An 11185-nucleotide genomic window follows, 5' to 3' on the forward strand; every position below is an offset into this window, starting at 1 on the left:
GGCGGCAGGACGGGCCAGGCACTGGGAGCGAGCGTATCACCGGCGCGTGACCTCTCCAACCGAATTTTGCCCAGGCCCACAAGCCCAGGCCGTTGGACCTGCGTACCATGCGCCCTGCCGCAGAGCGATCAGGACGACAACCACAATTGCAGGAGACAGGCGCCACCATGCAGGCCCACCCCACCACGAGCCCGCCTCCACCACGGGCAGCCCCGGCCCTGGAGCCCTTGCGCGCGCTGAGCGCCAGCCTGCTGCAGTTGGCCGCGCTGGCGCGCACCGCGCCGCCCGAGGGCTTGCTGCTGCAGGCGCTCCAGATGCTGCGCGGCACGCTGGTGGACTTTGACACCGCCTGGTGGGGCGAGGTGTCGGCCGGCGATGCCGGTGCGCCGCCGCGCAACTGGCTGCATGGCAGCATCGGCCTGGCCAAGGGCTTTGCCGCGGAGTGGAATGCGCTGGCCATGGCCGACCTCTTCGCCCAGCAGTCCATGGACCAGTTGGGCGTGGTGCTGCGCGAGAGCGCCGACGACATGCCCCCGCAAGGTGTGGAACAGGGCGTGGAGATACCGCCGGACATCGATGCCTTCTGCCGCCGCCACGGGCTGTACCACTGCATGGCGATCACCGTGGCCATGCCGAAGAGCGGTCTGATGTTCTTCGTGAGCATGTACCGCGGCCCGGGCCGGCCGAACTTCACGGACACGGAGGCAGCGCTGTTCGGCGAGTTCGTGCCCCACCTGCTCGCCCACTGGCAGCACCGGCTGGAGCAGTTGCAGACGGCCCCCGCAGGCAATGGCCCGTGGGACAGCTATGCCCTGGCCGATGGTGCCGGCCAACTGCTCTTCGTCGGCCTGCGCGTGGGGCGGGCGCTGCAGGCGGCGTACCCCGACTGGTCGGGCACCGCCCTGCCGGCCGCGCTGCTCGGTGCCCTGCCCGCAACGCTGCCGGGCAGCCTGGCGCTGGGCCGGGCCTGCCGGCTGCGGCTGGAAGCCTGCGGGCCGCTGCTGGCGATCAGCATGCCGTCGCCGCACGACAGCAAGCCGCCGCTGGCCCCGCGCGAGCTGAGCGCGGCCACGCTGTACGCGCACGGCCAGTCGTACAAAGACATTGCCACCACCCTGGGCCTGACGCCAGCCACGGTGCGCACCTACCTGCGCAGCGCCTACGCGCAACTGGGGGTGCGCAACAAGGTGGAACTGGTGGCCGCACTCCGACGGTAGCAGGCTGCGCGGCTGGCCGGGTGTTTTCCCTGTCCCTCTGCATTTGCAGAGGGCGCGGAGCGCCTGCCCGTCCCTATCGTTGCGCCCGGAGCCGACAGGCTTCGCAAGATCCAAGCAACAACAGGAGACGCATCCCATGTTTTCGACCCCACCGACCGCCGGCACGGCCAGCGGCCGCCCTGCCCTGCTCGCCGCCAGCCTGGCCGCGCTGGCCGCCCTCGCGCTCACCGCCTGCAGCGGCAGCGACAGCAGCGCGCCCGCCGCCAGCCAGCCGCTGGCCCAGGCCTGCCCGACCTACCGCACGGCCGCCCTGCCTCATGGCGCGAGCATCACCCGCACCGAGTTGCGCGCGGCCGAGGGCCTGCTGCCCGAGGTGTGCATCGTGCGCGGCGAGATCGTCTCCTCGCCCCAGTCCACCATCCACTGGGCGGTGGAGCTGCCCGCGGGCACGGTGTGGAACGGCAAGACGCTGACGGTGGGCGGCGGCGCGTTCGACGGCTTCATCCCCACCGACGACCCGTGGTACCAGCACATCATCGGCACCTCGGCCCACAGCTATGTGAAGATGAGCTCCGACTCGGGCCACCTGGCGCCCGGCTTTGCCTGGGGCGCGAGCGACGTGGCGCTGCGCAACCATGCCTTCGACGCCAACCACTTCGTGCTGGAGGTTGGCACGGCCATTGCCGCCGACTTCTACGGCAAGCGGCCCACGCGCCGCTACCACATCGGCCATTCCAACGGCGGGCGCTCGGCCCTGGCGGCCACGCAGAACTACCCCAAGGACTACGACGGCGTGGTGGCCATGGAGCCCGCCATCAGCCAGCAGGCGCACCAGACCAACCTGGGGCCCACGCTGCTGCGCCATGTCTTTTCCAAGCCCGAGAACTGGCTGAGCCCGGCCAAGATCGCGCTCTACGCCAAGGCTGAAACCGCAGCCTGCGACGCGCTGGACGGCCTGGCGGACGGCATCATCGGCAATGTGGCCGCGTGCAACTATATGCCCACGGACCTGCTGTGCAAGGGGGCGGACAGCGACCACTGCCTGACGGCCGGGCAGATCGAATCCATCCGCCTGATTTACGCGAACAAGGACGTGCCGGTGACCCTGTCGCAGGGCGCGCGCGGCTACCCCGGCTTTGGCCGTGGCGGCGCGGCCACGTCCGACTGGGAGGCCTACGTGTTCGGCCCCGGCTTTGCGGCGCGCGACTCGTTCAACTACATGGCCGCGCTGGCCGCCGCGCGCCTGGTGGAAGGCAACCCGGCCGCCGACCTGCTGGCCCACGACCCCACGCTCTACCAGGCCCAGTACCTGCGCCTGGCCAACCAGATCGATGCCACCAACCCCGACCTGGCGGCCTTTGCCGACCAGGGCGGCAAGCTGCTCATCTGGTACGGCATGGGCGATGCCTGCGTGTCGGTGTACCGCACGGCCGAGTACCTGGACAGCGTGCGCCAGCGCCTGGGCGCCGGCAAGGTGCAGGGCTTTGCGCGCATGCTCACTTCACCCTCCATCGGCCACAACCTCGATGGCCCGGGCACCGACCCGGTGAGCATCGACCTGCTGGCCGCCATGGACGCCTGGGTGGAGCGCGGCAGCGCGCCCGACAGGCTGGTGGCCACGCGCTACGAGCCCGCCGACCCGCGCATGGGCCCGCAGACCCCGGTGCTCAAGCGCCCGGTGTGCGAGTACCCGAAGTTCCCGCGCTATGACGGCAAGGGAGACCCGGCGAAAGCGGAGAGCTTCAGCTGCTCGGCGGTATAAGCAGGCCGCGGCGCCGGGCGGCCGTCAGTAACTCGCCCGCAGCGTCACGCTCGCATTGCGCGGCTCGCCGAAGAAGTTGCTGCGGCCCGTGGTGTACACGCGCTGCCAGTAGACCTTGTCGGTGAGGTTGTTGATGTTGAGCGCCACGCTCCAGCGCGGATCGATGCGGTAGCTGATGGCCAGGTTGACGACGCCGAAGCCCGGGCGGTGGGTGTTGGTGGTGGCATTGCCGCCGCTGGCGCTGCTGTAGGCGTTGACGCCCGCGCCGATGCCCAGGCCGTCGAGCACGCCTTCGGTGAAGCGGTACTGCGACCACAGCTTGACGCTGTGGTGCGGCGTGAGGGCGTTGAGCGGCAGGCCGCCGCTCGATGCATCGCGCACGTAGCGGTTCTCGTTGTAGGCGTAGCCGGCGTAGACGTTCCATTGCTTGGTGATGCGGCCCGCGACTTCGAGCTCCACGCCCTTGCTCTCCACCTCGCCCTGGGCGACGAAGAAGCCGGTGTTGACCGGGTCGGCCTGGGCGCGGTTGACTTCGCGGATGCGGTAGACGGCGGCGTTGGTGGTGAGCGCCCGGTCGAAGAACTCGCCCTTGACGCCCACCTCGAGCTGCTTGCCCACGATGGGGTCGATCACGCCGCCGCCAAAGGCCAGTTGCGTCTGCGGCGTGAAGGCATCGCTGTAGCTCACATAGCCCGAGACCTGGGGCGAGAAGGCGTAGGTCAGGCCGGCATAGGGGCTGAGCTTGTGGTCCACCTGGTTGGTGGTCCAGGCGCCGGTGGTGGGCAGCAGGTTGCGGCTTTGCGTGTCGTACCAGCTCACGCGGGCGCCCAGCACCACGGTGAGCGGGTCGGTGATGCGCAGGCGGGTCTGGCCGTACAGGCCGTACTGCGAGGTCTCGGACTGCGAGCGCGCCGTGGCCGGGCGGTCGGGGTACGGCACGGCCGAGTGGTCGGGGGCGTACACGTCCTGCACGTAGTAGTTGGCGTAGCGGCCCGAGGTGGTGGCGCTGGTGTTGCGGCGCCAGTCGGCACCGACCACCACATCGTGCTTGCGGCCCAGGGCGTTGAAGCTGCCCGTGAGGTTGGCGTCCAGCACGTTCTGCTCGATGCGGGTCTGGTTGAACCACAGCATCAGGCTGGTCTTGCCGTTGGTGGGCGTGACCTGGCCGTTGGGCAGGTACAGGTAGTTGGTGGCCTGGTCGTTGCGGTAGCCGCTCCAGTTGAGCTTGGCGCGCCAGTCGTCGTTGAAGCGGTGCGTGAGTTCAGCGTAGAGGTATTTCTCGTCCTGCTCGGAGCGGTTCCAGTCCGCGCCCAGCCAGGTGGAGCGCGGCACGTCGAGCAGCGCGCCCGTGGTGTACGAAGGCAGGCCGCCGGTGAGCCAGCCATCGACCTTTTGCGCATGGGCGCCGACCAGCAGGCTGGTGGCGGGTGCGAGCTTGAAGTCCAGCGAGCCGGCAATGGCGTAGCGGTCGCGCTGGGCGCCGCTCTGGTAGGTGCCGCCCTCCTGCTTGGCAGCAGACAGGCGGCCCAGGATGGTGCCGGACTGGTTGAGCGGGCCGGTCACGTCGACCTCGGCGCGCTTGGTGGACCACGAGCCCAGCTGCACCGCGCCGCGGGCCTGGAAGGTGTCTTGCGGGCGTTTGCGCACCAGGTTGACGGCGCCGCCCGAGCTGGAGACGCCGCTGAACAGCGCCGAGGGGCCGCGCAGCAGTTCCACGCGGTCGAACAGCACCGAGTCCCATGCGGCGGCGGTGCCTGGTGCGGGCACGCCGTCGATCATGTAGTTGTTGATCGCAAAACCGCGCGACGAGTACGAGGCCGATTCGCTGTCGAAGCGCTCGGAGACATAGCCGACGGTCTGCTCCAGCACCTCTTCGACGTTGCGCATGTTCTGGTCTTCCATGCGCTGCTGGGTGACCACGCTGATGGACTGGGGGATCTCCTTGAGGTCCGCCGCGGCCTTGCCCACCGTGGCCTGGGTGCTGTTGTAGCGCTCGGTGCCTTCGGTGCTGCTGCGGTCCTGCTGGGCGCGCACGGTGACCGGGGGCAGGTTGGTGGTGGTGGCGGCATTGCCGCCCGCAGGTTCTGCCGTCTGCGCGCGGGCGGCGGTGGCCCCCAGGGCGGCCAGGGTCGCCACAAAGGCCATCACGGCCAGCGCCACGGGCGCGGGGGTCAGGGGGGATGGGGAAGAAGACGTCGTCATCATCAGAGGCCTGGTCATGCAAAAGCGGTTGAAGATGCCCCGGCCCCTGCCGCGCAGCGAACACGCAGGCGCGCGCAGGCCGGCATACCCCGGCTGCAGACAAGGCAGCCGCGGAGCAGGCGGTGGGTGGGGAAGAGCGGATGGCTGGCGCAGGCGCAACCACCTCTTGCGAAGCGGTTCGCTGCCGGGCCGGGGGAGGCCTCAGGCGCTGGCTGGTGCTACGGCAGGGGCCGTAGTGAGAATCGTTTCATTCTATAACAGGATGAACACTTATCAATTGAATGGATACCTCCGGCTCCGCACGCCCTGGCTCAAGGCGCGCCCTGCGCTGACCTTGCGCGCCGCCGCCCCCACCAGATCACCACCCCGGTCACGCTGAGCACGGCCACGGCCAGGCCCAGCACGGTGACCAGGATGCGCCCCGGCACGCCCGCGATGCGGCCCGAGTGCAGCGGGAACTGCAGGCGCATGAACAGGTCGCCGGCCGTGCCCTCGCCCGGCACGCGCTGGCCGGCCAGGGCGCCGGTGGCACCATCGAAGTACAGGCGCGGCGGGCCCAGGCCGGGCCGGCTGATGCCGGGCACATAGAAGTCCACGCCGTAGAGGTCGAAGGCCGGGCGGTAGGTGAGAAAGCCCGGCGGGTCGGGCCAGCCGCGGCGCAGGCCTTCGGCGCGGGCGCGCTCGACGATCTCGGCCCGGCCGAGCTGGGGTGCTGCCGCCTGCTCGGCGGGCGTGCGGCGCGGGCGCTCGTCAAACGGACTGGGGGTGGTGCGCGAGAAGACGCTGACCACGGGCTCCATGACCTCGTCGTGCAGGTTCATGGCCACCGAGGTGACGGCCAGCACGAGCATGAGCACCCAGGTCCACACGCCGCCGGAGCGGTGCAGGTCGAAGTTGAGCGTGCGCGCCCCGCGCGACCAGCGAAAGGCCAGGGACTTGCGCCAGGCGCGCCAGCGCGGAAACGCCAGCCACAGCGCGATGAAGCAGTCCACCACCCAGAGCAGGGCCACCGCGCCCAGGAACCACACGGCCCAGTCCACCCCCCAGGCGCGCGGCAGGAACAGGGTGTGGTGCAGCTTGTAGAGGAAGGGCACGATGTCCTGCCGCGCCAGCGAGGCCTGGCCCCAGGTGCGCGTGCCCTGCACCGCACCGGTGGCGGGGTGCACGGCCATCTGGTCGAAGCCCAGCACATGGGGCCGGCCGGTGGCAGGGTCCATGCGCGGCGCCACCATCAGCACCAGGGTCTGGCCCGGTGCGGCGGCCAGGGGCATGAAGCTCACCTGGAGTTGGGGGTGCGCGGCCTCCACGCGGCGTGCGACCTCGGTGGCAGGCAGCAGGGGCGCTTCCGACGGCTGCGCATAGTGGAAACCGGGGTTGAGCCAGCGGTCGAGCTCATGCTCCCACGCGATGACGGAGCCCGTGAGCCCGGCCACGGCGAGGAACACGGCCATGAACAGGCCGGCCCAGCGGTGCAGGAGTACCAACAGCTTGCGCATGGCGCTTCAGAATGGCCGGGAGTGGAAGCAGCCGGCAGGGCAAGCGCATGGCCTGCCCTGCCGGCGCCCTCTTCTTCCCACCCCCTGGATCAGAACCGGTAGGAAGCCGCGACCTTGACCTCGCGCCCGAAGCCCAGCGCGCAGAACTCCGCGCCGCCGCGGAAGGTGTTGCACTGTGTGCGGTAGCGCTTGTCGCCGAGGTTGGTCACGTTGAGCGACAGGCGCCAGGCGCCCACGTCGTAGGCGGCCATGGCGTCGAACAGGGTGTAGCCGTCGTTCGTAGGGATGGGGCCGGTGGCCACGCGCAGCTCGCCCACCGTGGCGCTGATGTGGCGCACGCCCAGGCCCAGCTCCAGCGGGCCGCGCTGGTACTTGCCCCAGAGCGATGCCACATGCTCGGGCGTGGCGCCGGGGCGCTCGCCCACTTCGAGCGCATTGTTGCTGCGCGTGACCTTGGCGTTGAGGTACGTGTAGGCGCCGATGACCGAGAAGCCCCCGCCCACCTCGCCCGTGCCCTGAAGTTCCAGCCCGCGGCTGCGCACCTCGCCGGTCTGCACGTCGAAGCGCGGGTTGATGGTGGAGGGGGTGCGCACATTGCGCTTGCGCAGGTCGAACACGGCGGCGCTCAGCGTGTAACCGGCACCCTGCGGGGCATAGCGCACGCCCACCTCGGTCTGGCGCGCGGTCTCGGGCTCGTAGGGGGTGCCATTGGCGTCCACGGCCGTCACGGTGGTCAGCGGCGGCTGGAAGGCGGTGTTGAAGCTCACGTAGGGCGCCAGGCCGTTGGGGGCCAGGTAGATGGCGCCTGCGCGGCCGGTGAAGGCGTTGTCGCGCCGGTCCACCACGGTGGTGGTGAAGGCGGTGTTGCCGGTCAGGCGGGCGTCGTACTTCGTGTCGATGCGGGCGGTGTCGTAGCGGCCGCCCAGGCTGAAGACCCAGCGCTCGCCCAGCTTGATCTGGTCCTGCAGGTACAGGCCCACCTGGGTGTTGCGCGCCAGGGCACGGTCGCTCAGGAAGTTGTTGCCCCAGTCGGGCTGCACGTAGACGGGGTTGACCAGGTCGATGGGCGCCACTGCGCCGTTGAGCGAGTGGATGCGCCAGTCGAGCTTGGAGTGGTAGTAGTCGATGCCCGCGAGGATCTGGTGCGAGACATCGCCGCTTTTCAGGCGCGCCTCGACATGGGTGTCGATCACCAGGGTCTTCTCGGCGTCGGGCCGCACCATGGCCAGGCGGGCCATGCTGCGCTGGTCGGCCAGGAGGCCGCGGTTGCGCATCTCCAGGCGGTGGTTGCTGCCATCGAGATAGCGCAGGTTGTGGCGCAGGCTCAGGTGGTCGCTGAAGGAATGCTCCAGCAGGTAACCGAGCGACCAGGCCTCCTTGTGGTGGCCCGAGCCCGGTCCATTGACATTGATGGTCTCGCTGGCCGGGCCGGCGGGCGTGTTGCGGTAGTAGGGAATGATGTAGCCCGTGTCGTCCTGCTGGTGGTGGGCCAGCAGGGTGAGCGTGGTGCGGTCGCCCTGCAGGGTGATGGCAGGGGCGATGTAGGTGCGGTCGTTGCGCAGGTCATCCCATTGCGTGCCGGCCTCGCGCTTGAGCATGGTGAGGCGGCCGAGCACGGTGCCTTGCTCGTTGAAGGCGCCGCCGATGTCGGCCGTCACCTGGCGCCGGTCGTGGCTGCCCAGCTCCAGCCCCACTTCGCGCTGCATGCCGGCGCGCGGGCGCTTGGTCACGGCGTTGACCAGGCCGCCCGGCGCCGACTGGCCGTAGAGCACCGAGGCCGGGCCGTGCACCACCTCCAGCCGCTCCAGGCCATAGGGCTCCAGGTTGGTCATGAAGCCGTTGTGGATGAGGCGCATGCCGTCGCGGTACAGGCCGGTGCCGGTGAGGTAGAAGCCGCGGATGGAGACGTCGTCGTCGGTGATGCCGTAGTCCGCCGGGCGCACGCCCGCGCTGTAGCGCACGGCTTCGGCCACGCTGGAGATGGCCTGGTCGCGGATCTGCGCGGCGCCGATGGTGGAGACCTGCTGCGGGGTTTCGAGCACCGGCACGTCCATCTTGGTGGCGCCCGCACCGCGCGTGGCGCGGTAGCCCTCCACCGGGCCCCAGGCGGCCTCGCGCTCGGCCGCCACGCGCACGGTGGGCAGTTGCGTGTCGGTGGACGATGACGAGGAGCGGCCCGCTGCTGCGGGTGCTGGTGCCGGCGCACCGCGGCGCAGCGTGTAGCCGCCGCCGCTGCGCGGCACGGCTTCAAGCCCACTGCCCACGAGCAGGCGGGCAAAACCTTCTTCGACCGCCGCCACACTGCCCTGCAGGCCGGGGCTGCGCAGGCCTTCGGTGAGCGAGGGCTCGAACGACAGCGTGACGCCGGCCGCACCCGCATAGCGCGAGAGCGTGGGGCCGAGCGGGCCGGCGGGGATGTCGTAGCTGCGGGTGGTAGCCTGGGCCGCTGCAGCGCCAGGGGCGTTGGTTTGCGCCCAGGCGGACGGTGGTGTCGCCGACGCCGCCGCGGCAATGGCGATGCCCACGCACAGTGCATGCGCGGCGCGGGCCAGGGGCGTGGCACGGGCAGTCAGCGGGGTACTGCTGCTGCTGCGCAGCAGGTGGTGGTGGTCAACGGGCGCCATGCGCGTCCTCCTCGGGTATGTTCGGATAGGGATTGGAGTGGCAGGCGCTGGCTGCAATGCCAGCCAATCAGCGCCTTCCAAACCTTGCCGAACGGCTCCCGAAAAAGGGACACGCTTTTTGAAAACTATTTTTTTGGGTGGGTGCGCATGCACCCGCCCTGCCTTGCTGGCTCAGGCCATCGCCATCGCGGCTTCCTGGCGCTGGGGTGCTGGCGCCAGTTGCTCGTCCACCCAGCAGCCGTATTCGGCCGATGCCTGTACCGGCTGCACCACCAGTTGGGGCAGCGTGTAGGGGTGCTGCTTGCGCAGCAGGGCCATCAGCGCGGGCATGGCGCTGGCAGCGGTCTTGCAGGCCACGCGCAACTCGCGGCATTCCTCCAGGGCGCCTTCCCAGTGGAAGTAGGCGGTGATGGGCTCCACCTGCACGCAGGCGGCCAGGCGCGCGTGCAGCACCGAGTGCGCCAGGCGCTTGGCCTCGGCTTCGGTGGCGACCGTGGTCGTGACCATGAGGATCTGGTGGGGGGCGGCTGCGTTGTTGGCTGCAGCCGCAGTGGTGCTCGGGTCGGTCATCATCAACATGCTTGTCTCCCGGGGGGTGCTGTGATGGAGCTGGGTCGGGGAGTCTGCCACAGGTGGGGGCCGGGGTCCAGTGGGCTTGTTACTGGTGCTGGGACGATGGTTGATTTGTGCCTTGGTTGAGGGCGGAGACCGGATGTGCGGCCGGCTTTTGGTCGTTGTGATGGCATGCCTTTGCCAAGGGCGGGAGCCGGGTCTCGGCCCGGCGGCCGAGGTACTTCTTCTTTGCTTCGCCAAAGAAAAGTACCCAAAAGAAAGGCGACCCCGCTGCCCGTGTCCCCCCTCGCCCGTTGGGCGAAGGGGGCAGCCTGCGATGCTCGAAGCAGGGGTGCGCCTCGGAACTCGCTGCGTTCTTCGAACTCCGCTCAAACATCTGCGGCGAGCCAGATAACGAAGCGTGTGTGTCCTTCGGCACACACGCCACCCCAGCTTCTGCGCTTCTCGGCACGGTCAGAAGGGGGTGGATACCGACACGGGCCATTGCTTCGCTCGGCCCGATCTGCCTCGCTGCGCTTGGCCTGGGCAGGGCCGCCGCGCCAACTGCGTCGGCAGCGCGCAGCGCGTAACCGACACCCGGCGTGGCTGCGCAGCAGCAGCCGTCTTTGTCCCCGCTCCCCACCCCTTCTGGCTGCGCCGAGAAGCGCAGGAGCTGGGGTGGGTGCATGTGCCGAAGGACACATGCACTTCGTCTTCTGGCTCGTCGATGCTGTCTGAGCGGAGTTCACCCGCAGGGGGAACGCAGCGAGTTCATCGACGCCCACCCCAGATCCGAGCATCGCAGGCTGCCCGAAGCGAAGCGCAGGGACGCAGACAGCGGGGTCGCCTTCTCTTTGGTGACTTTCTCTTGGAGGGTGTAGAAGAAACCTATTTGAGCCGCCCCAAGAGCATGCGGGCCTGCGCCAGCCAGACCCACGCTGCAGCGTAGAACGGCTTGCGCTCGTGGTGCATCACCAGCCTGCGATTGCGCTCCAACCACGCATGGGTGCGCTCCACCACCCAGCGCTTCTTGGGCATGGCTGCTGGCTGCTCTTCGCTCCACAGAGACTGCTGTGCATCGTCCCAGCGATGGCGTCCTGTGTTGCGCACGATCTGAACCTTCAACTGGTGCGTTTGCTCGATCTGCTGAGCGCATTGCCCAGCGTAGGCACTGTCTGCCCACAAGGTCTTGACCGAGCCGCCCGTGCGTTTGCATGCCTGGGCTACCGCCTGTGTAGCTGCTGCCCGATCTGGCACAGCAGCGCTGGTGATCACCACCGCAAGCAACAGGCCCAGCGTGTCCACCACCAGATGGCGCTTGCGCCCCTGCAC

The 11185-nt window shown here is 69.5% G+C and carries 7 protein-coding genes; 2 read left to right on the plus strand and 5 right to left on the minus strand.

Going from position 1 to position 11185, the window contains the following annotated elements; translation table 11 throughout:
- Nucleotides 1-167 precede the first annotated feature (167 nt).
- Nucleotides 168-1217 (plus strand): helix-turn-helix transcriptional regulator, encoded by a 1050-nt coding sequence (locus tag HNP48_RS08755; protein WP_184856486.1) that lies wholly within the window; start codon nt 168-170, stop codon nt 1215-1217.
- 136 nt (nt 1218-1353) lie between these two features.
- On the plus strand, nt 1354-2979 hold the full coding sequence (locus HNP48_RS08760; RefSeq protein WP_184856487.1) for a tannase/feruloyl esterase family alpha/beta hydrolase: 1626 nt from the start codon (nt 1354-1356) through the stop codon (nt 2977-2979).
- Nucleotides 2980-3003: 24 nt separating this feature from the next.
- Here the strand turns inward: HNP48_RS08760 and HNP48_RS08765 are convergent, their stop codons facing one another.
- The 5 genes from HNP48_RS08765 to HNP48_RS08785 all read right to left on the minus strand — a co-directional run.
- On the minus strand, nt 3004-5181 hold the full coding sequence (locus HNP48_RS08765; protein ID WP_184856488.1) for a TonB-dependent siderophore receptor: 2178 nt from the start codon (nt 5179-5181) through the stop codon (nt 3004-3006).
- A gap of 311 nt (nt 5182-5492) precedes the next feature.
- The gene (locus HNP48_RS08770) at nt 5493-6677 is read right to left on the minus strand and encodes a PepSY domain-containing protein (protein WP_184856489.1); all 1185 of its coding nucleotides are present in this window, start codon (nt 6675-6677) and stop codon (nt 5493-5495) included.
- An 89-nt stretch (nt 6678-6766) separates the two neighbouring features.
- Nucleotides 6767-9301, minus strand: coding sequence for a TonB-dependent siderophore receptor (locus HNP48_RS08775; protein WP_260420141.1), 2535 nt, complete (start codon nt 9299-9301; stop codon nt 6767-6769).
- A 171-nt stretch (nt 9302-9472) separates the two neighbouring features.
- Nucleotides 9473-9880 carry a divalent-cation tolerance protein CutA gene (gene cutA / locus HNP48_RS08780; protein WP_260420142.1) on the minus strand — a complete coding sequence of 136 codons (408 nt, stop codon included), beginning with the start codon at nt 9878-9880 and terminating at the stop codon, nt 9473-9475.
- An 861-nt stretch (nt 9881-10741) separates the two neighbouring features.
- Nucleotides 10742-11185: transposase (locus HNP48_RS08785; RefSeq protein ID WP_184856490.1), on the minus strand; the 444-nt coding region annotated here is incomplete at its 5' end.

The organism is Acidovorax soli, assembly GCF_014207955.1.
Classification (GTDB): Bacteria; Pseudomonadota; Gammaproteobacteria; order Burkholderiales; family Burkholderiaceae_C; genus Acidovorax; species Acidovorax soli_A.

Excerpts from the sequence above, each read along its gene's own strand:
- HNP48_RS08765 (WP_184856488.1), bottom strand. The coding sequence starts at position 5,181 with ATGACGACGTCTTCTTCCCCATCCCCCCTGACCCCCGCGCCCGTGGCG.
- HNP48_RS08770 (WP_184856489.1), bottom strand. The coding sequence starts at position 6,677 with ATGCGCAAGCTGTTGGTACTCCTGCACCGCTGGGCCGGCCTGTTCATG.
- HNP48_RS08760 (WP_184856487.1), top strand. The coding sequence starts at position 1,354 with ATGTTTTCGACCCCACCGACCGCCGGCACGGCCAGCGGCCGCCCTGCC.
- HNP48_RS08775 (WP_260420141.1), bottom strand. The coding sequence starts at position 9,301 with ATGGCGCCCGTTGACCACCACCACCTGCTGCGCAGCAGCAGCAGTACC.
- HNP48_RS08755 (WP_184856486.1), top strand. The coding sequence starts at position 168 with ATGCAGGCCCACCCCACCACGAGCCCGCCTCCACCACGGGCAGCCCCG.
- cutA (WP_260420142.1), bottom strand. The coding sequence starts at position 9,880 with ATGTTGATGATGACCGACCCGAGCACCACTGCGGCTGCAGCCAACAAC.